Here is a 25785-nt window from a genome sequence, read left to right as displayed (position 1 = left end):
GTTGTTCGCATTTGTACAATCACAGCTATAAATGTTGTGGTAATTTAGTCAACTTATAATCAATAATAAGATGATCAATCCAACCTTATTTCCAAATTTGCATATGAGATCTCACAAAACAGAATTTTCTGTTTCAGGGCAAAGAAAATTAAAACTTATAATGTTTATTTTAATGCCATCCCTATTCTATATTGATGCGCAAACATATGAATCCCATACGGGTAAAGCTACTTTTGGAGAATGGGGAGTTGAAACCCAATTCATAAGCAAGTCAGTATCTCCCGGTACAGACTTTTATACATACGTGAATGATGGTTGGCTGAAGTCAACTACAATTCCGGCAGGAGCTTCAGGATTTAACAGCTATATTGAAGCTAAAGATAAAATCAACAAACAATTAGCCGATATTATTCGTGCAGGATCAAAGGCAACAGCTTCAACCGATAATTCTTCCTTGAAACAGGTAAATGCAGTTTATTTAGGCTATCTTGATACTCATAATATGGATAAACTTGGATTGCTGCCGATTCAGAAGGACCTTGAAAATATCCTATCCTTAAACAGTTATGAAGGTATCGCAAAATGGATGGCTAATCCAAAATCTTTTTCAATAATTGCTATTCATACGGGACCGGATCTGACGGATAGAAGCAAATTTCTGGTAACACTCAACGAAAGTGGTATCGGTTTACCTTCACCGGAATATTATACAAAAAAAGACGGCACTTACCCAGAGTATCGCCAAGCATATAAAGAATATATCATCCGTACTTTTCAGCTTGCAGGAATTAAAAATGCCGATAAACGCGCCGATGACATCCTTGAAATTGAAACTAAATTAGCGGAATTACAGTGGACACCCTCACAAATGCGTGATAGCAAAATCAACTCACACGTAATGCCTGTTTCTGAATTGAATAGCTATGCTCCCGGTTTTCCCTGGAAAATATTTTTAAAGGAAAGACAGGTTGATGAAATAAGCAATGTGATCCTGCAGGCAGATTCAGCAATAAAGGCAAAAGCCGCATTATTTGCAAATACCTCTATCAATACCTGGTCATCATATTTAGCATTTCATTGGATCGTCAACCACTCTACTATTTTGCCCGAAGAGTTTCGGAAAAATCATTTTGATTTTTATGGTACCAAATTAAGTGGTATCAACAGCGATGTCCCCAGAGAACAAAAATCAATTCAGTATGTCAATAACCGTTTGGGACAGTTAATCGGTAAGCTATATGTAGAAAAGTATTTTCCTTCGGAATATCTGGAAAAAATTAAGGATCTGGTAGAATATATTCGTAAAGCGTTCGCAATCAGGATAGAAAAACTGGATTGGTTGGATGAAAGCAGCAGAAAAGAAGCAATAGCCAAACTAGAGGCTGTTACTGTAAGAATCGGATATCCTGAAGTTTGGCGTGATTACTCGTCATTAAGATTTGATATAAAGAATCCTGTTGCCAATGAACAACTCATTGCAAAGGCAAATTGGGACTATGAACGATCTCTTTTAGAAAAACCTTTTTCCAGCAAAGATTGGTATCAGATCCCACAGACTGTAGATGCAACCAGCAGTAAACTGTACAACTCGATAGAATTTCCGGCGGGTATATTGCAGCCCGCATTCTTTGATCCATATGCAGATTCTGCAGTTAATTTTGGTGCTATCGGCGCCATAATCGGACACGAGTTGGGTCACTGTTTTGACGATCAGGGATCTCAATTTGACGGCAATGGTGTAATGCGTGACTGGTGGACTCAAAAGACAAGAAAACAATTTGAAAGCCGGACTCAACTTCTTATCGAACAATATGATAGTTTTTCGCCTCTGGACGGACTTCACATCAACGGAAAACAAACCTTGGGAGAAAATATAGGTGATCTGACCGGAGCGACCGTTGCCTATGAAGCCTATCAGCTGTACCGCAAAGAGCATCCCGATCATGTAAAAAACTTAAATGGGTATACACCGGATCAACGCTATTTTTTATCATTCGCACAAGTCAACCGTAGTCTTTATACGCCGGAAGCTTATCGTAGAGTCATAACACAGGATTATCATGCACCTGCATCCTACCGTGTAAATGGTGTTGTAAGAAACATTGATGCCTGGTATAAAGCTTTTAATATCACTAAAAAAGATAAACTTTATATTAGACCTACAGAAAGAGTTCGCATCTGGTAAATACATCGGTTTACGTAAAGCAATTTATTATTCCTTCTGTATTTTAGATATCTTTGATTCAAAGTTTCGAGGTAGGATTAATATTAAATAAAATTATGAAAAATGCTTTTCTCCAATTGCTTCTTCTGCCATTTCTTTTTTGATACTAGCGTAAAAACAAAAAACGCTGTAAGCAATGATGTTTACAGCGTTTTAGTTTATTTTAATTTATCAACCAGAGGAGAAGGCATAATCGGCAATTATCTCGCAAGAATTTCCTGCCTAAAAATCAAGAGCTTTCGGGTTTCTTTTAGTCCTATCTAAATGCTGAAACTGACCAACCTTCGAAATTACACCAACAATTTTGATAAAACTAATAGCTAAACCTTCCTGTTTTTATTCTATGATCATACCGCCTTTAGCAACTGTTGGCTTTTGCTCTTCTTGTCTTCTTACCCAATAAGGGTGGTCTGTCCAACGGGTTTCCTTTCGGTAGAGGTCTGCACGTTGCTCTCCGTACAAACGGAAGGCGAGTTGGATCTTCTGATCATAATGATTTCCTGCTTCTGAAATACCCGCCAATACATCTCTTACAGCAAGGCCCGCATCAATGCCACTACGCAGAGCAAAAGCGATACCATGGGACGACAATGGATCGAACGCACAGGCTGCATCGCCCGCCGCCAGCCAACCTTCACCAGCATAAGATTCCAAGTGATGGCTTCCTGCTGAAGTATATTGTAGAGGCAATATGTCGCTGTAACGACTTATTGGCACCCGATGCTTTACAAAGTGCGTTTGCATGCTCTTCCTGCACCAATACATGGGATCCAGCCAGTCTGCCCGGTCATGCAGGTCAGGATCTGTAAAAAAGATACGAACAACCTTTCCTTCTCCACCATTCGAAACATACCACCAGCCATCGGGAACTGCTTCAATAAGACTTTGTTGACTCCTTAAGGGATTAGAGGAGGCCAGCAAGCTGACCACCGCTATCTGATTATCCCTGCGAATGCGTCTTATACCAAGTTGCCTGCTCAGCCAGCTGTTCCTGCCACTGGCATCGATTATTGTAGCGGCTTTGATGTGGGAATGACCTTCCGTGTATTGCCAGCACATATCTTCCCTTACGAGCCCAAAAGTACGGTTCGTTTCGATGAACCTGACTCCGGCCGCTACTGCTTTTTGAAGAAGCATAGACTGAAAAGCCGTACGATTCACATACCAACCCTCTCCGAATGATGATTGAATAAAATCATAGAAGAACAACCGGTCATCTCCCCAGCAAGAAGAATTGCCATAACATGGTGAATGCTCTGTAGCTAAAAAGTCATCCCATAAGTCAAGTTCCATGAGTGAATATCGGGCGGAAGCTGCGAGGCTTTCTCCCGCCCGGATAGTATGTGTTGCATCGACGGACCGATGCAACACAACTACCGAGGCACCATGCTGCCGTAAAGTGATCGCCGAGGCCAATCCGGCAGGGCCGTTACCTATAATCAGCACGTCTGCTATCATCCTCTCTTTCTCTTTTCTGCCCGCTCTACCATCCATAAGTAGCCTGAATCTTCAGCTGGTTGTTCCTGCTCTGGAGCAGCCATCAACATTGCTTCCGCAGCAACCTGCTCTTCTCCTATTGTTCGTCCATTTTCTACCCACATCTTATCGGGGAAGTTGGCATCACCAGTTCCCTCTTTCTGGATGAGGATACCCACATCAGGCCACTGATTTATAAAATCGTTGATGCCTTTGGTATAGGGACTTACTTTTACAGGAGGATAACCGTACTGATACACAATACCACGAAGCCACTTAACTCGATTGCTGAAAGCAGCATTCTTCTCTTCCAGGCTAGCATTTTCATTCATCATTACCTCGTAATCGGCTTCCGTAAGCACATCATTTGGCACCCGGACCGGCCAAAAGGTTGGTACATACTGACCCATAATGCCTACATAGCCACTTAGGCAGCTGGAAGTATCCGTTTGCCAGGGTACTGCCATCCATTTAGTGATGTCCCCTGCAGCCGAGCCATCCAAAGGTCCGCCGATCTCCAGTGCGATCTGTGAATTAAGTACCGGTCCATATGTCAGTGGATCATCGAGCCGGCGCTTGATTCGGAATGGTGCCGAATACAGTATTGGTTGCCGCATCGGCCAAGTAAACTCGCATCCCGGATGGAAAGGTCCTCCGATGGTCTCATCAAGCGATGTACGGTCTAGCTGGGCAGCTTGTTCCGCTGGAGCGATGTCGTTCCAGCTCCTAGTTCCAGGCCTATTTCCCAGAGTAAAATTGCCATTTGCCCATTGCTTTAAGTATTCGTATTGGAATGGCATAATGGCCATAAAATTACGCGGGTCGGTATCGCTGCTTTTAAAACTCTGCAGTCCATCACCATAAACAGGTGGGAAAAGTTCTGCCTGCATGGTTAAATAATCAGGATTACGGAACTGGCGAAAAATAGCCTGTCGCAGCTCAAAATAGTGATTAGATACATCTGAAAGCTTTGCTACCATTTCAGGTGTTGAGAGATTACCCGGACTTCCCCAGCCATTTTGCTTAAAAATACCAGCATTTACCCAACCATTGAGCGGCATACGCTCTAGCAGTGGATAAATATGCTCCCAAAATTCCGGAATTGCTGGCAACACGGATTGACCCATATCACTAGCCGTTTGTGCTAGAAGGTCATAACCTGTCACATACGCCTGTACCCCTGGCGAATAATCGGGCGGTGCAGTAAGCACCCATGCACCAGTAGCTTCGAATATTTCTCCCGTTTTAAGCTTGATTTTTGCGTCAACCGGTCCGTCTGAAGTATCGTCATGCCATGTATCATTATTAGCAAAGGTAACTGCACTCTCATTGTCGTAAGATGCAGACAGACCATAACCACCCAGGAAAAGCAGACAGCCGTTGTTGTCCGTACGCAGCTCACCAAGGTAAACCGGTGTATCCTTACCATCTGGGGAATAAAAAGTACCCTTGTCAAATGCAAAGTCCTGGTCATTGCCATCGGAGTTAGTATTAATTCCGGAGATCGCCACCACACCTCCATCAATCACAAGCCTGGACCGGTCGGCATCACTGATAGTTACATTGCGCAAGGTACTTTCCACCGGTGGGTATCCGGAGAAAGCACCTGTAGCCTGGGGTATATCCAAGGCAAGATCGAAATTGTACCATGCTGCCTTTTTATTGGCCACATGTACGGTCCAGGTTATATCGCCATCTTCTGCAGTAAGTTCCCGGATGATATTACCGTGCTCATCTGCACCATAAAGCCGGAAACGAGCCGCCTGACGCTTAATACGCCCCTCGCTATCCCGGAAGTTGCCAGGATCAGTGATTGGCTCGTTAATGAGGTCTGGCAAAAGAAAATATTCCTTTGGACTGTTACCTACCCGGGCAACTCCTATTGCCGGATGGATGATTACTTGTTTGATTTCAGACATGTCGTGTATGTTTTTGGTTATTGAATTTTATTGTTTATTTGCTTAATCAAAAGAAGCAAACATATAAGCATCCCTAAAGCCGTAAATCTGGAATATTATTCACTTTACCGAATACATTCCTTAATATAGAGACAAAGAAAAACTGCTGTGCAAAAACCTAAAATGTACTGGCTATCTTCCTAAGATTGACTTTTGGGAAAGCTTATATTGAGTTTACCTATGGTATTTTATTTTATCAGATAATCGTTTTTCTGCTACTGAGTATATTATTTGGGTCTTTACTATAGGTTTCTTTTATTTCTTTAAGCCTGTCATAACTTTCCTGAAAATAAACATGTGTCGGAATGCTGTCGTCTTTAAAACTAATGAAAGCGCCGTAGGTTGCAGGTATCTCATAATTCCTGCATACCTCTAACCAATCTATAGCACGATTAACGTAGGGTTGTACTTTCGGATTTTCAATGCCGTCATTGTCCCACCAGGCTTGATATTGGATGGTGTAGAAACATTTTTTATACGCAAAAGAACTTCCCTCCGGAAATTGGTTCGCATAAAAATCATAATCCCGATAATATGCCCCGGTAATAGCTCCCAAAGTAAAATAGGTATTCATGCCTTGATTTTCACCTTCAGTAGCTAAAAGATTTGATTCAAGACTTTCTATCAATTGAATTCTTCTTTGCGAGGCAAGTTTTTCATCATCTGTAACCATAGCAAACCTTGAAGTGATTTTATGTGGGGCAGGTTTGTCTATTTCAGGTGGAATAGCCTGGAAATGATGAGGTAAGTAATCGATGTCATATAAACCTTCTAACAGCGGATGTTTATCCTGCTCTGTATTCCATTTCACAATTCTGTCCCAAGCTGAGAATGTGCTCCATTGTCGTCTGTTGCCATCAGGTACGGCTGTCAGTTTACCGGAGCTATTGGTAACATTATTGGACAATATCGCCTCGATGCTGTCTTCAAAATTAACATTGTACTGTCCAAACTGATTCTCCGGAAACCAATTTTCTTCAATGATTTTTCTCAGATTTGCTTCAAAATCCTGCTGGTTCTGGAACTTGTCTTTACTACCCATGTAATATCCGTAGAAATAGCAATCATGCAAAGATTTTTCTACCGGAGTTGTATCCTGTACATCTTTGAATTTGGCTACTACTTTAAGGTTTGTACCCAGTAGGTCAAGGTTTTCGTTATATCCTATAAGCTCTTCCCAACGTTTAAGTATGTCAACAGCAGGTGGAATATCTTGTCCAAATTTTTGCTCCCATGCAACGGTGAATTTAGTTGTATAATCAGGCATTGTGAATGTTTTATAAATGAGTTCAGTAATAATACCGTAACTCATACCACCGCCGCCGCGTAATGCCCACAAAAGTTTGCGGTCTTCTTCATTAAGATCTGCAACCGGATGACCTTGATATTCCGGGATAAGCTTATTATCTATGATTGTCCGGTACGAGCCATCGCCCAATACAATCGTTACACCGGCAAGACTTTCGCATCCCATTCCCTTTTGGCGGGTCCATGGTCCCCACCCGCCGCCAAATGTAAATCCTGCAATGCGTACAGAATAGCACGTGCCATGCGGTAATCCTACATTCTTGGCGTTCATCTGTTTAATCAGGTCGATAAACATGATGCCGGGCTGGATGGTTGCATAATTGAGTTCTGCCTCAATATCGACCGTTGTCATTTTTGAAAGGTCTATTACGAGGGCATCAGTTGCCGAGCATTCCCCTTCATGATCATGACCGCCAGAGCGGATTCTTAAGGGACCAGTGTAATTGTACTGTCTGATGCATTTAATGACCTCCGAGACCTGTTCTGTGTTGGTACAGAATACAATTGCCGTCGGCCGGAATTGGAAGTAGGTATTGAATATCTGCCTTTTGTCGTTGTACTCTTTATTTGTTAAAGGCGAGTCAAACAATATTTCCGGCATATTGTCCTGGGGGAGATATTTCTTTAATATCTCCATGATGTTAAGCAACGTTGCTTTCATGAAATGGTGGTTTAATGGTTATTAGTTTTAATATTTTACGACAGTGGCATACTCATTAAAGATGTATTATCAATGTGTATCGCAATCTGTTTTTTATGAAGCATTTTCCAGCCTACAACCCCTTCTATGAGAAGCTGAAAATAGATATGAATGGATGGAGAGTGGCTCTTTCAAGCCGAAAGTTCTACGAAAGCCCTTAAGGACCTCAATAGTTAAAGAGAGTGTTATTTTGAGCATGGTTTTAGTTTTGAAGTTTAAAAATACTAATTTATAAGATATAAAACTACAAAATATACATTTTAAATCACACATCAGCTTAAATATTATATTGGAGGCTACGAAAGTGGATTTAGGTCTTTCCAATGAGCATAAATTAGATTTAAAGTTGCAACAATTTTTGAGACAAAATTTATATAATCTTTATACTACATTTTTAGATTAATTAAAACCTTAAATTTTGATACTCTTTTATGTTTAAATTTCCTAAAGCTGAAATCAAGATTCGACAGCCTCAATGAAGATAAAACTATTTTGATCCCGAAAGACGGTGAAGCAGTGCCATTTTCAAGGCAGTAATATTGGTGTTCTGAGCTTCATTGTTTTCGCTCAACAAACACACTGTGAAACAAATCAATAACTGTAATGAGATACAGCCAGACCTTATATAGATAATATCAAAAAACCAGACCTGTTTGCTGTTTTAACCTGAAAACTCTGATTCAAATAATTCTCAAAAAAGGGACGTCAATTTCTAAACTGTGATTTTTTCTGACCTTTCATATACTCTTAAAGATAAAAAATATAGAACCGTGACCTAATAAAAGTAGTAACTCCATATAGTGTTTGTCGTAAAAAATGGATTGCATAATCTGGCTTATTTTAGAAATATCAAACCCAAAATAACTGTTTCTTAAAAGAAACAGTTATTAATAATTTTAGGCTATAATAAACTTAAATGTACCATTTTTTTTAGCGAAGTACTAAAATTTACTATATAAACAGCAAACTAAATTATAAACCTAATAAGATTTCAGGATTTTTTACAGTTGGGAATTCAAATATATAATTGTCTAAATTAACTAAGGTTTCAAATCTTCAAATTTCTTATCAGCAGGGAAAATGTGTTGTACTTTTTCAACAGTCAGTTCTTTCGGAAGAGAAAAATCTACAGTCTGCTTAATATCCAGAGAAGATGCACCTACAGAAACTTTGTAATTTCCGGCTTCTGCAATCCAAGCCGATTTTGCGGTTTCAAATGAAGCCAAATCTTTCGGATTAAGAGTCAAAGTAATCGTTTGAGATTCTCCCGGTTTCAAATCTTTGGTTTTTGCGTACGCTTTCAACTCAGATTTTGGTTTGTCAATAGATTGATTCGGAGCAGAAAGGTATAATTCTACAATTTCTTTTCCGGCAACTTTTCCGGTATTTTTTACATCAACTGTAACTTCTAATTTGTTATTAAAAGTCTTAGAATTGGTTTTAATATTCGAATAAGCGAAATCTGTATAAGACTTACCATAACCGAATTCGTAAGAAGGCTTTACATTAAATGTATTGAAATAACGGTATCCAACATACACACCTTCCTGATACGTCACATCTTTCGGATTATCCGCAGGAATTCCAGGGAAATTCTTTGCTGAAGCGTGGTCCGCGTAATTTACTGGGAAAGTCATTGTCAGTTTTCCTGAAGGATTTACTTTTCCTGAGATTACATCTGCTACAGAATGTCCGCCTTCCTGACCAGGTTGCCAAGCTAATAAAATGGCATCCACTTTATCTTTCCAGGAAGCCGTTTCAATTACACCTCCGATATTCAGGATTACAACCACTTTTTTTCCTTTTGAGTGGAAAGCTTTACAGATTTTATCCAGCATTTCGATTTCTTCTGTTGCCAGATTGAAATCATTATCCACAACTCTGTCTCCACCTTCCCCGGAATTTCTTCCTAAAGTAACGAAAGCAATTTCTGAAGTTTCTGCTTTTTTAGCGATAAATATATCATCCATTTTCATTTCAGGAAGTCTTTCTGGCAATGCTAAAATTCCTCTTGCTTTTCTTCTTTCTTTTTCGGCAGCAACTTCTTTTTCAGCGTGAGGTTTATATAAATCAACCAGTTCTTTGTCTAATTTGTAGCCAGCTGCATTTAAACCTTCCAATAAAGAAACTGTGTGTTTGTTGTTCACACTTCCGCTTCCTGTTCCGCCTGTAATCCAAGCATAAGATGTCACTCCGAATAAAGAAACTTCTTTCTGTTTGTTGGCAAAAGGCAAAGCATTTTTTTCATTTTTAAGCAAGACCATTCCTTCTGTTGCAGCGTTTCTCGTCACTTCTGCGTGTTCAGCTAGATTTGGCTTGTCACTGTATTTGTACTGTGCGAAAGTCGGTGTTTTGAAAACATATTCCAAGATTCTTTTTACATTCAGATTCGCAACTTCCTGAGATAATTTCCCTGAGTTTAAAGCTTCCAGCAAGACTTTTTTCTGTGCAGGAATTCCAGGCATTAATAAGTCGTTTCCTGCATTCATTTGTTTTACGACATCAGAAATTCCGCCGCTTCTAATCGATTCAAATCCCGGAAAACCGCCAAACCAATCGGTCATTACGATACCTTTGAAACCCCATTCGTTTCTCAAAACCTGAGTCAGTAAATCTTTTGAATCTGATGTGTAAACGCCATTCACTTTGTTGTAAGACGACATTACTGTCCAAGGCTGAGATTCTTTAACGGTAATTTCAAAATTTCTCAGATATAATTCTCTCATCGCTCTTTCGGAAACGTGAGCGTTGATAGTCAAACGGTTGGTTTCTTCGTTATTCGCGGCGAAATGTTTGATGGAAGTTCCCACACCTTGAGACTGGATTCCATTAACGATGGCTGCCGCAGTTTTCCCTGAAATTAATGGGTCTTCCGAATAATATTCGAAGTTTCTTCCGTTCAATGGATTTCTCTGGATGTTCAGAGCCGGCGCTAAAAGTACGTCAACACCGTATTCTTTCACTTCATTTCCCATTGCTTTTCCAACCTGCTCCAACAATGTTTTATTCCAGGTTGAAGCCAAAGCTGTCCCAACAGGAAAAGCCGTTGCATAATATGTTTTTGAATCATTATCTCTTGTCGGCTGAATTCTCAAACCTGCAGGTCCATCCGCAACAATCGTTGCAGGAATCCCGAATCTGTCAAAAGAATCCGTTCCACCAGCTGCTCCGGGAACCAAACCTTGTTTTGAATCTCCGACAGGACCTGTCAGCACTTCAATACCGGGCATTCCGGTTCCGATGAGAAGATTTACTTTTTCTTCGTTGGTCATTTGCTTGATGATGGCATCGATTCTTTTGTTCACCGAAAGACGTGTGTCTTCCCAAACATCTAATTTTCCGTTTTTGTTGGAATCTTTAAATGTTTTTCCGTCAACCGTTACTGTTGCATTTTTAGTCTGAGCATTCGCAAACGGCGATGCAGTCAATAAAGCCAGGAATAATCCTGAATATTTTGCTTTCTGAGAAAGTCCTATCAGCGTTGATATATTCTTCTTCATAATTCTATATTTTTTACTTTTTGTTATTGAATAATTTTAATTTTGAATAGAAATCTTCGAACATCAGTCGAGTGTCCAATTGTGTATAGACTCTGATGTTCCTTCCTTTTGGATTATCTTCGTAAAGTCCGTTATCATTGATTTTCGGTGCATTTTTGATGATATAAGAACTCGAAGATGGGTCTGCTTCAAATGAAGACTGTAAAGCTATCAGCAAAACCAAAGGACTGTCACCCATAATGTAGGTTTCGCCGATTTTCAGATTGAATTTCTGAACCATTTCCATCAGGTCTTCAATCTTTTTAGTGAGATAAGCTCCGGTTTTTCCTTCCGGTTTCACTTTGGTTAAGAGCTCTGCGTAAGACATCAAAGTATGTCGATAGGCATTCCTCGGAATCTGCCAGATATTAAGATTGGATTCATTGAAAACAACCTGTGCTGCTTTGATATCGATTCCTAGATTATATTCCAAAGGCGTGTAACCTGGAGGCGGCGTTGCTAAATCTAGATATTCAGGGCCGCCAATCCAAACAACCACAATTTTGTCTGCTATTTTTGGTTGGATTAAATAAGCACTAGCTACTTCCGTCAAACCAGCGCCACAAACCACGAACAAAGGATTTTTCTCATCTGCTTTCATCGCTTCTGCAACAATGGCTTTCGCACCTTCAGAAACATTGGGCGTTTTCAAATCTTTCAATGGGTCATTGGAACCTTGGAAAACTGAAAATTTGTTTTTCAAATTCATTACTTCCAACGTTTCGTTGACTCTTTTTACAGCATTTTCTGCAGTAATATTTGATTTGTCAAACGGGTCGCCTGGTTTTAAATGGGAACCGATAATTCCTTTGATTTCTGTGGAAGGCGAAAGAATCTGATGAACTAGTTGAAACAAACCATCGGGGTCGCCACCAAAATCGTTATCGACGATAACGCGATAGCGGGGTTTTACGTATTTATCCATTTCCGAAATCACGGCAGAAGACTGTGCGGACACAGCCATTGCCGCAAAAAAAGAAACTATATTAAAAATTGATTTCATTGTTTTAGGTTAACCACAAAAGAGTTATTGATTGTTTTCTGATAGGATTTTATCCTATCCTTTAGTAAATCGTCCCTTTGGGACTCTATAAAATCTCTCGCAGATTATTCAGATAAAGCAGATTTCTTAATTTATTATCTGCAAAATTTGCTCAACCTATGTGAGACTAAAGTCAGTACAATCTTTATGATTTAATCAAATGCTATAAAAATTTGTGGAATTTCAGCCAATCCAAATACACATCCGACCATTTATCAACAGGAAGATTTTGTTTTCCCATACCGAAACCGTGACCGCCTTTTTCATAGATATGAAGCTCGGTTGGCTGTCCTGCTTCCATCCATTTGTTGTATAATAAAACTGATTTTGGAGCCAGTTTTAATTGGTCATCACTTGCAGCACAAATGAACAATGGTAAAGTCGTTGAAGGAATCTGAGTATCTAAAATCTCCTGACTTGGCCCGCCGTAAATCGAAGCTGCGAAGTTGGGTAACGTTGAAGCATCTTTGCTGTGAAGAACGCTTTCCAAAATCACACTCGCGCCCGCTGAAAAACCGATAACACCCAATTTTTCAGGATTGATATTTAATTCTTTTGCGTGGGTTCTGATGTAGGAAATGGCCGTTTTGATGTCGTCTCCAGCCATTACTTTGATTGGAGCTGTTTTTGCGTCGAATGCTTTTCGGTCTTTGATGCCTTCCATCATTTCTTTGGCTGGGTCGTTGGATTTTGTTTCTAGTAATCGGTATTTTAAAACGATTGCCGTGATTCCGTTTTCTGCTAGTTTTTTGGCAACATCAATTCCTTCTCTGTTGATGGATAAACTTTGAAAACCACCCCCCGGAGCGACAACGATTACCGTTCCGTTGGCTTTCGCCTTATCGGCTTCGAATAATAACATTGAAGGTTGCGCTACGTTGAAAACAACTTCTGTTTTGAACAATTCATTAAATTGCTGCGCTTCTTTTTGTGTCCAGTTTTCTGTTCCCGGCGCTTTTCCTTTGTATAATGGAATTGATTTTTGAGCATTGATGGTTGTTAAACCTGCAAGAAATAAACTTACTATGATTAATTTTTTCATTTTTTAAATTGTTTTGATTTTTAGTTCTTAAACTTTGTAGTTGGTTTGTCATTCCGTAGGAATCTAAGCTCAGTATTTCAAATATCATTGTTGAGATTCCTACGGAATGACAAAAACGCTGTTGATTTTAACATCGAATTGCACGCAGCCCGACTTGAGTGGAGCTCTTTTTGTGATTGCGATTGCTGAAAATTTCAACTGATTAATTCAGTTTCTTCGCAATGACAAAAAAGCGGGAACCCTTCGACTCCGCTCAGGATAAACTACAGGCGGATAAAGCTGCCCAAAATATTATGTCAAAAGAAATGAGACTGAACCTAATGCCCGGTCTCAAGACATCAATTAACCTATTTATGATGAACTATTATTTATGATATTTTTGAGTTCTGGCATCTTTAATTACGCCAGACCAGTTCATTCCATATCCGAAATCGTAGTTGTGACCTTCGGAATCTTTGTGTGTTTCCATATCATAAGGAACATCTTCTTTCTGCTTTTCAACCGTCGCCATATTCGCAGGCATCTGTAAAGGAAGCAAACCTGAAGGTTCGTATTTTCCGGTCACAATATCCACAACTGCCTGATTGGATACATTGAAATTCATCAGAATTGCATCGGCGTGTTTTTCAAATTCATTAAAAATCATCGGCTTGGAAGCTGTGATAGAAACGATGACCGGCTTTCCGTTCATTGCCTTGTAAGCATTTTCTATCGCTAACAAATCTGTGAAATTAGTCGCTGTAGAAGTTTTGTTCTTGAACGTTCTGTCGTGAACATTCGGTGCAACAACCGGGTCGCCTGCTGCGATACTTTTTTCACGAGCTTCGGTTGCCGTGTATGTCTGATATTGAAGAGAAATCGGAAGATAACCGTTTCCGCCTTCTTTAGCGTCAATGTCGCTGTAACCACCTTCTTCACTGTGCGGACTTTTCACGAAAACCAGAGCAAAATCAGCTTTTGCAGGGTCGTCTGTGACATTAAAATGTTTCTTCACTTTTTCGATATCGACAGGATATTCCAAAGATGGTCCGGTGTAAACTCCCCACCAGTTGAAGGTTGCAGGAGAATATCTTTTCGGAATGTAAACCGTTTTTCTTTCTTTAATCGGAAGAATATTGGCTTTGTTTTTCAATAGTACGATGGATTTTACCTGAGCTTCGTAACCTGCTTTCATAAATTCAGGATTACCAACGATTTTCTTTGTTTCTTCAACGTTAGCGTAAGGGTTTTCAAACAATCCGGTTCTGAAGAAATTTCTCAATAAACGAACCGCTGACTGCTCAAATTTTGCACGATACGCTTTTTCACCGTGTTCCTTTACGCCCATTTGATAGGCTTCCAAAACAGGCGCTTTGTCGTTGTTTCCTCCAAACTGGTCAACGCCGGCTTCTAACACTTTGTAATGACGTTGAGCGATTGACAATTTTTCTGCTCCCCAAGGTTTTCCGGCAAATCCTCCCGGAGATTTTGGTTCATCTGCGGTAATTAACCAATCGGTACAGACTACGCCATCGTATTTGTATTTTCCACGGAGTAAATCGGTGATTAAGTATTTGCTATAGCCATTTCCAACGTTTTCTCCGTTTTTCGTATCCTGATTAAAACTAATTGTGTAATAAGGCATTACCGCAGAAGCTTCTTTGGTTCCGCCATTTAATTTAAATGCACCTTCAGTAAACGGTTTTACGTGATTCTGGAAATTATTTCCCGGATAAACCGCAAATTTTCCCATTGCCCAGTGACCGTCACGACCGCCTTCTTCAGGTCCGCCTCCCGGCCAGTGTTTCACCATTGCGTTCACACTTTTGTTTCCCCAACCGTTTTTACTTCCGATGGTTGTCTGGAAACCGTCGATGTAACCTCTTCCTAAATCAGCGGTCAGTTCCGGACTTTCGCTGAAAACGTAAGCGATTCTATACCAGCGAGGTTCTGTTCCTAAATCGATTTGCGGCGATAAAGCGGTTGAAATTCCTAAGGCTCTGTATTCCTGAGCGGCGATATTTCCGAATTTCTTCACCAATTCCGGGTCGAAAGTTGCGCCCATCGCCAAACCGTCCGGCCAAAGAGAGATTTGTCCGCCTGCTCCTTCATTAAATTCTGCTGTTACCGTTGCCGAATGTCTCGGGTCTGTACTGTTGTTGGCAGGAATTCCTAATCCTAAACCTTCGATGTAAGCCTGAATATTGTTGCTCCATTTTGCAGCAATTTCCGGAGATTCTACCGTTGTTACCAAAACGTGACGAAGATTATCTTCTTTTAAAAATTTCTTTTGCTGGTCTGTTAAATCAAAAGCTTTTGCACCGCTTTCTTTGTAAAACATTCCGTTATATTTTCCTGCTCTGAAACCGTCTGCAGGAGCTGGGACCGATTGGTGACCACTGTACAACATTAATCCTGCAATCTGCTCAACGGACATTTTTGAAGCTAAATCTTTGGCTCTTTCATCAATCGGAAGTCTCCAGTCTTCGTATTTATCGAGCTTTCCATTTTTATTTAAATCTTTAAATTTATTTCCGCCAACTGTCAGAATTTTCACGCCTGAATCTCCAGAATACCCCAAAACCGGACCTTTAGAATTGGTTACAATCTGAATGTTTTGTGAAAATGCTGTTATTCCTAAAAATAGGGCTGCAATATTTAAAACTGTTCTTTTCATTGTTTTAAATTTTAGAAATTAAAGCTTACAGAAAATTGACCTGTTAATGGCATAATGTAAGTTCCCGTCAATAATTTTCCGTAGTATGGACTCGCATCGGTAATCAGTTCAGCACCATTGATGGTTCCGCTTGCTCCTCTTTGATTCAGGAAGTTGATAACCGTTGCGCCAAGATTGATATTTTTATTAACCGTATAACTTACTCCACCGAAAGTTTCCCATCTTGGAGCGAAATATAAGGCGTTGGTAAGATTCGCATATTGTTTTGAGAAATATCTGAAACTTGCCCAGAATCTCCACTTGTCAATCGTGTAACTCGGGTCGATTTCCATTAAAGTTTTAGCAACACCCAACACATTGTTGTCGCTGTAGTTATATGAAGTTCCGAATGCATCAAAATTAAATTTCTTGTAAACCGGATTCTGGAACGTCACCAAATAATGCAAGTTAAATCCTTTGAATGGCTTTAAAACAAAATCCGTTGTCCATCCCAATGTCTGAATATCGTAATAAACCGTTGCAACCTGCGCCTGAGAACTGTTGGCTGGATTTACAAGATTGTATCGGTTCAGGTTGTTATTTTTCTTAAGATAGGTCGCCTGAGAAATCAGCTGAATCCAGTCTGTATTCCAGAACACTCCGATTGCACCAAGCGGACTTTTAATTTTATTGGTATTGGGTTCAAAAGCCTGTGAATAACTTTCCAGTCTTCTGTTTTCTTCGGTGTATAAAGCGTTTGCGATCACGCCAAAGTTTTTGGTAATGTTGTATGTTGCGTTCAAGCTACCACCAATCTGGAAAAAGCTCTGATTAATCTGATTGAATTGACTTGAATCTGTAAAGCTGAAACCAACCGTTCTTGGTGTCAACGAATATTCTCCGTCCAGAATGTGATTTTTAAGATGCAAACCGTAGCTCAAGTTGAAATTATCAGAAACTTTCCATTCATCTGTTCCATAAATAGACAGTTTATTTTCTGTTCCGCTGTGGTATTCTGCACCGGCATTGTAGTTGTAGAAACCATCTGCATCTGTATTGGGACCGATTAATCTTTGAGGCTGCGCGCCAACCGTCTGGTAGAAGAAAGAACGGTTTGAGGTGAATTTATCGATGTGATAATATTGCTCTAAAACACCTACGGTAAGGTTATGATTTCCCACCTGTTTGTTCAGTGAAAAACGTCCTGTAACACTCGTAATTGGCGTTTCTGGTGTGTACATTGCCAACTGTGTTCCGACTGGACCTGAATATGCCTGTCCGTTTGAAGCAAGTGTGTAACCAGCCCCCGGCGCAGCATTGAAAATACTTAAAGGAATGCTGTTGGCCATTTTTACTTTTGAGAAGTGGGCTCGAGTTGAGAATTTGAAATTCCAGCCGTTATTCAGCAAATAATTTCCGACAACGTCAATGTTATGAGAACTAGACCTGTTATCATTCCCTGCAAGGTTTGCAAAATAGGTCTGTCCGGAAAGAACGTCTTTAAACTTCATATTTCCCTCACGCACCACGTAAGAATCTCTACCGATTTTGAAGTTATCCAGCTCGGTTACCTTACCTTCCGGTCCGTATTCGAAAACCGCATAATTGGTGAGACTGTACGAATCGGCATATTTGTATAAAACTGAGATTTTACCCTTATCGTCATTGAAATATTTGGTTAAACCGGCTCTGAAAATCTTTGTTTCATCGGCATTTCTGGCAAAACCCAATTTATAGGTGCTCGGGTCAAAATTGGCGAAGGCACCAACTGTGTACGTCCAGCCGTTTTTAGAAATAGGTCCTGAAGCATTTACATCACCTTGCAGCCAACCGAAAGTGCTTGTTGTAAATTTTCCTTTGACTTTTAAATCCTTTGTTCCGATTTGAGAATAAGAGTTGACTGCAAAACCAAGATCACCCATTGTATTTGCCAGCTGGTCCATTTTCAGAAGTCCTGTTTTTTCCAGGCCTACACTTTGCCTCCAGGTTTTGTTGGGAAGTTCCGGCCAGAAGAAGTAAACGGCAGGCAAGTCATTTTCAAGAATCGTAATTCCACCAACTGTTGATGGCAAACCGATATTTACGTCTCTCGGACTTGTGTTGTTGGCCGCGTTCAACATTACGTTTCTGTTGTTATCTTCTTTTGAAGATGTGGTCACAGTTTTTACGCCTTCTTCAGTTTTTGTAGCTGCATTCACGGCATTTTTTACTGCAAGTGTGTCTGTTTTTTCCTGCCCGTAAACCAATACAAAGGAAAGCATCAATCCTAAAGCTGAAATTTTAAGTGTGGATTTTCTCATTTCAAGGTATATATTTTTAATTTTTCTTTAAAGGTTTAAGAAATTTTAACACAAATTGATACCTCCTTCTAAAAAATCAGACGGCAAAAACAGATGAAAAAACGTGTTAAATTTTGCTTACAGAAACTGAAGATTAATAATTTATTTTCCTATGCTAATTAAGCTTCAATTTATTGCTTCAATACGAAGCATTACAATAGTACATTCTTTATTTTAATTGAACAAATAAATATTAATAAAATTTAATACAAATTTTAAATACCTGAATATCAATCATATGAATTCAAAATTAAATATGAAATTTAATTGATTTAATAAGAAACAATGAAATTAAAACTGTTAAGATCTCTCCAAAAAACCACTCAATTTCTTAAAATTTGCTTTTCGTAATTTTTTTATTAAAATTTTGTAACATTGATTCAGGAATTGAATAATGACTTTAAAGAATTAATTTTACAAAGATCGAACGAAGCAAAGATATCTACCTACCTCATCAATCTGTGTATCCTGTGATTTTTGGTTTTGACCAGAATAAGTTGAAAATTCTTCTGCTACGAATGAATTATAGACATCAACGGTTTTGCCGGGAGGTTATGTAAGAAAGAATGAAGATATGGATGATGCTGTTATGAGAATTTTGAAAGAAAGAGCTGGAGTCAACAATTACAAACGAAAAAAGTCGCTAAATTTGCGACTTTTCACTCGAGCGATCCGGACGGGACTCGAACCCGCGACCTCCGCCGTGACAGGGCGGCATTCTAACAAGTAAATTGAATAAAAACTTTCTGCGATCCGGACGGGACTCGAACCCGCGACCTCCGCCGTGACAGGGCGGCATTCTAACCAGCTGAACTACCGGATCTCTTTACAACAAATAAGAAAATATCTTTGTTTATTGTGGTTGCAAAAATACAACTTTTACTGTAATCTGCAAGTATTTTTATAAAAAAAATGCTTCCCGATGCGGAAAGCATTCATTATCAAAGCGGTTTTTTTTATAAGTGTGCACTTAATTTCTCTGCGATGATCTCTTTTGGAGTAACACCTACCAATTTATCTACTACCTCACCATTCTTAAAAATAAGAACAGTAGGAATATTTCTGATTCCGTACTGCATAGAAATTTCCTGATTGTTGTCAACATCTACTTTTCCTACAACAGCTTTTCCTTCAAAATCTGATGCTACTTCTTCGATGATTGGTCCCAAAGTTCTGCATGGTCCGCACCATACTGCCCAAAAATCTACCAATACCGGTTTGTCTGATTTTAAAACCGTTTCCTGAAACGAGCTGTCTGTAATTTCTAAAGCCATTTTTATATCTTTTAATTATTAATATTATATTTAATTACTGAGATCAAAATTACAATTTTTAAGCGATAAGACTATCTATGCTCAACATTTGTATTTTCTATGAGCAGATCTTTAGAGATTTCTTTTAAAGCATTCACAAAAACGTCAATATCCTCTTTTGTTGTCATGTGACTGAATGAAACTCTCAATGGCGTACAATGATCCATTTCATCCTCTGAAAGCACCATCATCATCACCATAGAAGGTTTTGAAGCTCCGGAAGAACATGCACTTCCCTGAGAAACTGCAATTCCTTTCATATCCAGCTGCAAACCAATCAAAGGATTTTTGTAAGGTAATAAAAGACTGACAACAGTATACAAACTATTATCCAGTTCAGAGCTTCTCCCATTGAATTTCACACCTGGAATTGCTTCTGAAACCTGATCAACAGTATATTGTTTGATGTCCTGCATATGTTGTGTATATGCATCCATATTTTTAAGAGAAAGTTCCAAAGCTTTTCCTAAGCCTGCAATACCGGCAACGTTTTCAGTACCCGCTCTTAAACTTCTTTCCTGAGGTCCACCGGTAATAATACCTTTCAGACCGCTTGATTTTCTGATAAAAGCAAAACCAATTCCTTTAGGGCCGTGGAATTTATGTGCACTGCAAGAAGCAAAATCCACAGGAATTTCAGAAAAATCTAAATTCATGTGAGCCATTGTCTGTACCGTATCAGAATGGAACAATGCATTATTTTCTTTACACAGTTGAGCAACTTTTTTAATGTCTATAATATTTCCGATTTCGTTATTGGCATGCATCAAACTTACCAAAGTTTTTTTATCAGAAGCTTTCAGCAACTCCTCAAGCCTATTCAGATCGATATCTCCTTTTTCATTGGGACGGATATAAGCAACCTCAACACCCTTTCTGTTCTTCATATCCAAAATACTCTCAGAAACACATTTATGTTCCATCGGCGAACTGATGATTCTTTCAACTCCCAAATGCTCAACGCTGGATTTGATGATCATATTATTAGATTCTGTTCCGCATGAGGTGAAAATAATTTCTGCCGGACTTACATGAAGATAATCTGCAATCTGCCTTCTCACGTTTTCGATAAGAATTTTAGCATCCTGCCCAAAACTGTGCGTTGAAGAAGGATTTCCGAAATTCATTTTCATGGTTTCTACCATTGCATCGATAACTTCTGCTGAAAGCGGCGTCGTGGCAGCGTTATCTAAATATATTTTATTCATTTTCTATTTTGAATATTTTAATTCTACTGAAGTGAACTGATAATTTGAAGGAACTGAAAAAATAAACCAAGGATTTGACATTACCTGAATTGCCATTCCTCCCGATTCATATTCCGGAATTTCTACATATAATACATTATCTTTTACCGAAATGCTTTTTATTTCATTCACTTTATGATCTCCTGAATTGAACGTTCCTAAGTTATATAAAACAACCTTCTTATCTTTTTGAAAAACAGGAATTTCCATTACAGGTTCCATCCCGGATTTACTGAAATTTTCTATAATACTGTTTTTCAGTTCTGTCTGATCTTTTATGATTTTAAAACCAGCCTGATCTGCTCCACCCTGTGTTTCTGAAGCAAGAATTTCTCCTTTTGCCTGCATATCTTTTGACTTTTGTGACGAGGCATTTGTACAGCTCATAATAACTGCCAAAAGCAACATAAGAAGTTTATTCATATCGATATTTATCCTTCAAAATTAGTGAAAAAATTGATAATGTCCTTCATTTGCCCACTTAAGCATATATTTATCTCCTGAAGTATCTCCGAATGCTATGATTTTATCATATTTTGAGTCAGAAATTTCTGCTTTTATCCTTTCTAATTTCTCTTTACCGTTGCAGTTTTTACCAATAAAATTTCCTGTAAAAACCCCATTTTTGAATTCTGCCTTGGTAGCAACAAGATTCATCTGTAATTTTTCAGCAAAAGGTTTTGTCCAAATATCTAAAGAAGCTGTCACAATAAGACTTTCCGTATTTTCTCTGTCAATATTCTGAATAAATTCGAAAGCATTTTCTCGGATAATTTTCGGGTAACTTTCTTCAAAAAACTGCTTAGATTTCTCCTCAATCTTTGTCTGAAGCTGCCCTTTAAGAATTGAGCCGATAAAGCTTTTTTTCACTTTTTCAGTCTCAGCAAGTTTTAGTTTTAATAAAATAAAAAGAGGAATATGTTTTACAAACTGCACCCGGAATTTTGATGGATTGTAAAATTTAAGATACATAAACATGGTATCTTTATACGTAATCGTGCCGTCAAAATCAAAACAATACAATTTTTTCATTTTAATTTTCTTATAAATTTATCTGCTTTTGTCATTCCGTAGGAATGTAAGCTTTTATTGTTTCTTGTGATTGAGATTCCTCCGGAAAAACAATATAATTTAAAGCTTTAATTTTTTAAAAATAAACTCAGGAATATTTCTGATAATCATCATAATAACGCCCCAAACCGGTAAAACGTATGTCACATTCTTTTGTTTTTTGAATGCTTTGTAAATACATTCTGCAGCCTGCTTTGGTGTAGCCGTTAATTTTGGATTCAAAGGCAGACCTTCCGTCATTTTGGTTGCCATAAATCCCGGTTTTATTGTTAAGACATGCACTTTCTTTTCAAAAAGATAGTTTCTTAACCCACTTAGATAAGCTGTAAAAGCAGCTTTTGCACTTCCGTAAATAAAATTACTCTGTCTTCCTCTGTCACCTGCAACCGATGAAAGTCCAATAATTGTTCCCGATCTTCTGCTTTCAAATTTCTGCGCAAAATAATTGATCACAGGAACCAATTTCGAATAATTAATATCTATAATTCGCTGTGTATTTTTGTTGTCATAAAGACCTTCTTCCGTTCCTTCTCCCAAATATCCCGTTGCACAAAATAACAGACTTGAATTGATAGAATCAAAATTCTGATAATTGATTTCTTTTGTGAGATCAAGCTCGATGATTTCAGATTGTTGCAGAAATTTCACATCAATATGTCTTGCAAATCTTTCCGTTGTTTCTTTATTTGAGGTAAAAAGATAGATTCTTTCAAACTTTTCCCCTTCCTGCAAAGCCTTTTCCACAAAAGCCTGTGCTACCTCGGATGTACTTCCCAGAACTATCATTCTACTTATTATTTAGGATTCTTTTGTGCTGTAAAGACACAAATTTTGAGCTTTGAACATTTTTCAGATAATCTGTAAGTGAAGATCTGCTCATGCTGTCTTTGGTCAAATAAATTCTTCCGCCAAATTCCTGCACAATTTCATCTAATTTATCAATCAGTTTTTTCAGCTTTGAATTAACTTTAAAATCTAAGGCTAAAGTGTAACCTTCAAACGGAAAAGAATTATAAGCTTCAGGATTGTTTTTCCCGAAAAGTTTTAAAACCGCAAGAAAAGATCCGTTTCCGCTATTGGCAATGGTTTCAAGGATTTTTTTCATTCCTTCCCTTCCGGTTTCTTTCGGAATCACCATTTGATATTGGATAAAACCTGACTTACCATATATCTTGTTCCAATCTTTGATGGCATCTAAAGGGTAGAAAAATGTTTCATAATCAATAAAATTCTTCACTTCCTTCTTCGATTGCTTTTTATAATATAAAAAATTGAAAAGCTTTACAGTTAAAGCATTTAAAACAAATCCGGGAAAATAAAAAGGTACTGTTGGAGAGAATTTTTTCTTTAAAACCAGGGGATTTCCAGCTTCATTACCGGATAGTTCATGACGATAAGCATGTTCGCCACGCATCAAAATACTTCTGCCTATATTTTTTCCTTTCTGAAGACAGTCGATCCATGCAACCGTATACGTCCAGCTTTCGCTTTCTTCAAAAAGTCTGAATATTTCATCTAAATTTTCAGCTTTTATACTTTCCTGACGAATATATGAGGTTTCAATATTTTTAAGCTTAAACTTAGCAGAAAGAATAATTCCTGTGAGTCCCATTCCGCCAATAGTTGCCCAAAATTTATCCGGATTTTCTTCTCTTGAGCAAATAATAATATCACCATTTTCTGTCATCAACTTAAATTCGATAACATATTCCGAAAAACATCCTTCAGCATGATGATTTTTTCCATGAACATCAGAAGCAATTGCACCGCCTACCGAAACAAATTTTGTTCCCGGTGTAACATACAAAAAGTAACCTTGAGGCACAGAAATCTCAAGAACGTCTGATAGCAAAACTCCAGATTCACATTCTATAATGCCGTTGAGACGGTCAAAACTGATGAATTTATTTAATTTTTTAGTTGAAAAGATATTTTCGCCCAAAGAAGCGTCGCCGTAGCATCTTCCGTTTCCTCGTGCAATGACTTCGTTGTGACTGAGTACAAATTCCTTTATTTTTTTGAAGCTGTCTTCAGACCGCATTTCTTTTTCCACTATGGGAAAATTGCCCCAATTTGTAACTTTTTGTGTGAAATTCGGTTTCATCTGTAAATATTTATTTTTTTCAGATCAGATGCAATCACAAAATTTTCATTATTGCTTGTAATTTTCAGTTTTTGTGATTTCATTCTTTAAAATAAATTTGAATTAAAAATGCAGCAACCCACAAAATCAAAGTTATCTGAATATATCGGTCTCTGTAAACAATTTTGGTAGGAGATTCGGTTCTATTATATACCAAAGTCTGCTGTAAATATCTCAAAAATGCAAATACAACAAAAATAACCGTATAAAAGACTCTCGAATGAAATCTTGCCTGAACTTCAGGAGACAATGTAAACATCAGATAACAGATAATTGCCAAAGTTACCGAAATGGAAAGTGCAATATCTGCAAACTGTACATTGTAACCATCTAAAGCTTTTCTCGTTTTCCCGGAAACCTGAGCGTTGATAAGCTCTCCCCTTCTTTTTCCGATTGCTAAAACCAATGCAAGAACGAAGGTCAAAAGTGTTGCCCATTGCGAAATGAAAATTCCGGTAATGTATCCTCCTGCCTGAACTCTTAATACGAAGCCCGTTGCGATAATGAAAATATCAATAATCGGAACGTGTTTTAATTTGAATGTATAGGCAAGATTCATCACAAAATAAATTCCGATGATGGTTGCAAACTTCCAAAGAATTTCATTAAAATAAAACTGAGCAAAGAGTATTAAAGCAATATCTACGATAGCCAAAATTCCTAAAATTGACAACGCTTTTGATTTTGAAATTGCTCCGCTCGCCAAAGGTCTTCTTCTTTTCTCAGGATGTTGCCTGTCTGCCTCAATATCATTATAATCATTCAGAATATAAACGATACTTGCTGCCAAAGAAAATATAATGAAAGCGAAGACACTTTTGCTGAGTAAATCTAAATTTTTGATGTTACCTGAAAAAAATAGGGGTACAAAAACAAAAAGATTTTTCACCCATTGTTCTATCCGAAGTAATTTTAAATATTTTTTCATTTATGTTATTTCGATTGCAAAAATAGTGAATTTATAGCAAAAAAACATGCCGCATAAAAATACAAAAAAAACCGCCAAAGCGGTCTTCTATGATAATATTTATATATTAATGATTACTGCCCCTGTTGAGCGTCGTTAATCATTTTTTCGTTTGCTGTAATAGCAAACTCTACTCTTCTGTTTTTTGCTCTTCCTGCATCTGTCTCATTTGATGCTACAGGCATTGACTCACCTTCACCCAAAGCAAACATTCTGCTGGAAGCGATTCCTTTAGAAATCAAATAGGATTTTACAGAATTTGCTCTTCTTTCAGAAAGCTTTTGGTTATAATCATCTGCACCCACGCTGTCTGTATGACCATAGATATTGATGTTTGTATCAGGGTTATTAACCAAAACCTGATTAAGTTTATCTAAGTTTGCTTTAGCAACCGATGTCAAATCTGATGAATTAAATGCAAAAGTAACGATACTTTCGTTCAAAGTAATTTTAATCCCATCACCTACTCTTTCCACCTCAGCCCCAGGTAAAGTTTCTTTAATCTCCTTAGCCTGCTTATCCATTTTATTACCAATAACGTTACCGGCAACACCGCCAATCACACCTCCTAAAACCGCACCTAATGCTGCATTTTTACCTTTACCTACATTATTTCCCAAGATACCTCCGATTACTGCTCCTGAAGCTACACCTACTGCTGTACCTCTTTGCTGGTGATTGGAGTTTTGTACAGCCTCACAACTTGTAAGTAATAATGCTGATGATAATAAAAATGCTCCTATATATGTTTTGTTAAATTTCATAATGTTTATTTTAAATA

Annotated in this window: 17 protein-coding genes and 2 tRNA genes; 1 reads left to right on the top strand and 18 read right to left on the bottom strand. The window is 38.3% G+C overall.

What is annotated here, in order from left to right; genetic code table 11:
- Positions 1-103: 103 nt before the first annotated feature.
- Positions 104-2185 carry a M13 family metallopeptidase gene (locus tag K0R77_RS14280; RefSeq protein WP_300353700.1) on the top strand — a complete coding sequence of 694 codons (2082 nt, stop codon included), beginning with the start codon at positions 104-106 and terminating at the stop codon, positions 2183-2185.
- 375 nt (positions 2186-2560) lie between these two features.
- On the opposite strand, the gene K0R77_RS14275 is transcribed toward K0R77_RS14280, so the two are convergent.
- The 18 genes from K0R77_RS14275 to K0R77_RS14190 all read right to left on the bottom strand — a co-directional run bounded on the left by K0R77_RS14275 (position 2561) and on the right by K0R77_RS14190 (position 25768).
- A complete protein-coding gene (locus tag K0R77_RS14275; RefSeq protein WP_300353698.1) occupies positions 2561-3682 on the bottom strand; it encodes an NAD(P)/FAD-dependent oxidoreductase in 1122 nt (373 codons plus the stop codon).
- A complete protein-coding gene (locus K0R77_RS14270; RefSeq protein ID WP_300353695.1) occupies positions 3679-5619 on the bottom strand; it encodes a LodA/GoxA family CTQ-dependent oxidase in 1941 nt (646 codons plus the stop codon). Before K0R77_RS14270 ends, K0R77_RS14275 begins: the two co-directional genes overlap by 4 nt.
- A gap of 235 nt (positions 5620-5854) precedes the next feature.
- On the bottom strand, positions 5855-7567 hold the full coding sequence (locus tag K0R77_RS14265) for an FAD-dependent oxidoreductase (protein WP_300353690.1): 1713 nt from the start codon (positions 7565-7567) through the stop codon (positions 5855-5857).
- Positions 7568-8706: 1139 nt separating this feature from the next.
- Entirely contained in the window at positions 8707-11166 is a 2460-nt protein-coding gene (locus K0R77_RS14260; RefSeq protein ID WP_300353687.1) for a glycoside hydrolase family 3 N-terminal domain-containing protein, read from the bottom strand.
- A gap of 13 nt (positions 11167-11179) precedes the next feature.
- A complete protein-coding gene (locus K0R77_RS14255; RefSeq protein WP_300353684.1) occupies positions 11180-12208 on the bottom strand; it encodes a nucleoside hydrolase in 1029 nt (342 codons plus the stop codon).
- Between the two features lie 202 nt (positions 12209-12410).
- Positions 12411-13289, bottom strand: a complete 879-nt coding sequence (locus K0R77_RS14250; protein ID WP_300353681.1) for an alpha/beta hydrolase — start codon at positions 13287-13289, stop codon at positions 12411-12413.
- Between the two features lie 364 nt (positions 13290-13653).
- Entirely contained in the window at positions 13654-15945 is a 2292-nt protein-coding gene (locus tag K0R77_RS14245; RefSeq protein WP_300353678.1) for a glycoside hydrolase family 3 N-terminal domain-containing protein, read from the bottom strand.
- 11 nt (positions 15946-15956) lie between these two features.
- Positions 15957-18224 (bottom strand): TonB-dependent receptor, encoded by a 2268-nt coding sequence (locus tag K0R77_RS14240; RefSeq protein WP_300353675.1) that lies wholly within the window; start codon positions 18222-18224, stop codon positions 15957-15959.
- A 710-nt stretch (positions 18225-18934) separates the two neighbouring features.
- Positions 18935-18996, bottom strand: a tRNA-Asp gene (locus K0R77_RS14235).
- Between the two features lie 16 nt (positions 18997-19012).
- Positions 19013-19086 (bottom strand) — tRNA-Asp (locus K0R77_RS14230).
- 133 nt (positions 19087-19219) lie between these two features.
- Positions 19220-19537: a thioredoxin gene (trxA, locus tag K0R77_RS14225; protein ID WP_034730057.1), complete on the bottom strand. Its 318-nt coding sequence runs from the start codon at positions 19535-19537 to the stop codon at positions 19220-19222.
- 71 nt (positions 19538-19608) lie between these two features.
- Positions 19609-20784: a cysteine desulfurase family protein gene (locus tag K0R77_RS14220; RefSeq protein ID WP_300353670.1), complete on the bottom strand. Its 1176-nt coding sequence runs from the start codon at positions 20782-20784 to the stop codon at positions 19609-19611.
- Between the two features lie 3 nt (positions 20785-20787).
- Positions 20788-21246 (bottom strand): hypothetical protein, encoded by a 459-nt coding sequence (locus tag K0R77_RS14215; protein ID WP_300353668.1) that lies wholly within the window; start codon positions 21244-21246, stop codon positions 20788-20790.
- Positions 21247-21267: 21 nt separating this feature from the next.
- Positions 21268-21855, bottom strand: a complete 588-nt coding sequence (locus K0R77_RS14210; RefSeq protein ID WP_300353666.1) for an HAD family hydrolase — start codon at positions 21853-21855, stop codon at positions 21268-21270.
- Positions 21856-21954: 99 nt separating this feature from the next.
- Positions 21955-22680, bottom strand: a complete 726-nt coding sequence (locus K0R77_RS14205; protein ID WP_300353664.1) for an SDR family NAD(P)-dependent oxidoreductase — start codon at positions 22678-22680, stop codon at positions 21955-21957.
- A gap of 1 nt (position 22681) precedes the next feature.
- The gene (locus tag K0R77_RS14200; RefSeq protein WP_300353662.1) at positions 22682-23998 is read right to left on the bottom strand and encodes an FAD-binding oxidoreductase; all 1317 of its coding nucleotides are present in this window, start codon (positions 23996-23998) and stop codon (positions 22682-22684) included.
- 79 nt (positions 23999-24077) lie between these two features.
- Entirely contained in the window at positions 24078-24965 is an 888-nt protein-coding gene (locus tag K0R77_RS14195) for a decaprenyl-phosphate phosphoribosyltransferase (protein WP_300353660.1), read from the bottom strand.
- A 113-nt stretch (positions 24966-25078) separates the two neighbouring features.
- Positions 25079-25768, bottom strand: a complete 690-nt coding sequence (locus K0R77_RS14190; protein ID WP_300353658.1) for an OmpA family protein — start codon at positions 25766-25768, stop codon at positions 25079-25081.
- Between the last annotated feature and the right edge of the window lie 17 nt (positions 25769-25785).

It is taken from the genome of Chryseobacterium sp. (assembly GCF_029240215.1).
Taxonomy (GTDB): Bacteria; Bacteroidota; Bacteroidia; order Flavobacteriales; family Weeksellaceae; genus Chryseobacterium.
Note: the sequence above shows the minus strand (reverse complement) of the source record. Positions and strands in the feature narration are given on the sequence as shown.

Bases quoted from the DNA above. Each gene is read 5' to 3' on its own strand.
- K0R77_RS14255 (WP_300353684.1), bottom strand. From the start codon at position 12,208: ATGAAATCAATTTTTAATATAGTTTCTTTTTTTGCGGCAATGGCTGTG.
- K0R77_RS14195 (WP_300353660.1), bottom strand. From the start codon at position 24,965: ATGAAAAAATATTTAAAATTACTTCGGATAGAACAATGGGTGAAAAAT.
- K0R77_RS14260 (WP_300353687.1), bottom strand. From the start codon at position 11,166: ATGAAGAAGAATATATCAACGCTGATAGGACTTTCTCAGAAAGCAAAA.
- K0R77_RS14265 (WP_300353690.1), bottom strand. From the start codon at position 7,567: ATGCCGGAAATATTGTTTGACTCGCCTTTAACAAATAAAGAGTACAAC.
- K0R77_RS14215 (WP_300353668.1), bottom strand. From the start codon at position 21,246: ATGAATAAACTTCTTATGTTGCTTTTGGCAGTTATTATGAGCTGTACA.
- K0R77_RS14275 (WP_300353698.1), bottom strand. From the start codon at position 3,682: ATGATAGCAGACGTGCTGATTATAGGTAACGGCCCTGCCGGATTGGCC.
- K0R77_RS14200 (WP_300353662.1), bottom strand. From the start codon at position 23,998: ATGAAACCGAATTTCACACAAAAAGTTACAAATTGGGGCAATTTTCCC.
- trxA (WP_034730057.1), bottom strand. From the start codon at position 19,537: ATGGCTTTAGAAATTACAGACAGCTCGTTTCAGGAAACGGTTTTAAAA.
- K0R77_RS14220 (WP_300353670.1), bottom strand. From the start codon at position 20,784: ATGAATAAAATATATTTAGATAACGCTGCCACGACGCCGCTTTCAGCA.
- K0R77_RS14205 (WP_300353664.1), bottom strand. From the start codon at position 22,680: ATGATAGTTCTGGGAAGTACATCCGAGGTAGCACAGGCTTTTGTGGAA.
- K0R77_RS14250 (WP_300353681.1), bottom strand. From the start codon at position 13,289: ATGAAAAAATTAATCATAGTAAGTTTATTTCTTGCAGGTTTAACAACC.
- K0R77_RS14280 (WP_300353700.1), top strand. From the start codon at position 104: ATGAGATCTCACAAAACAGAATTTTCTGTTTCAGGGCAAAGAAAATTA.
- K0R77_RS14245 (WP_300353678.1), bottom strand. From the start codon at position 15,945: ATGAAAAGAACAGTTTTAAATATTGCAGCCCTATTTTTAGGAATAACA.
- K0R77_RS14270 (WP_300353695.1), bottom strand. From the start codon at position 5,619: ATGTCTGAAATCAAACAAGTAATCATCCATCCGGCAATAGGAGTTGCC.
- K0R77_RS14210 (WP_300353666.1), bottom strand. From the start codon at position 21,855: ATGAAAAAATTGTATTGTTTTGATTTTGACGGCACGATTACGTATAAA.
- K0R77_RS14240 (WP_300353675.1), bottom strand. From the start codon at position 18,224: ATGAGAAAATCCACACTTAAAATTTCAGCTTTAGGATTGATGCTTTCC.
- K0R77_RS14190 (WP_300353658.1), bottom strand. From the start codon at position 25,768: ATGAAATTTAACAAAACATATATAGGAGCATTTTTATTATCATCAGCA.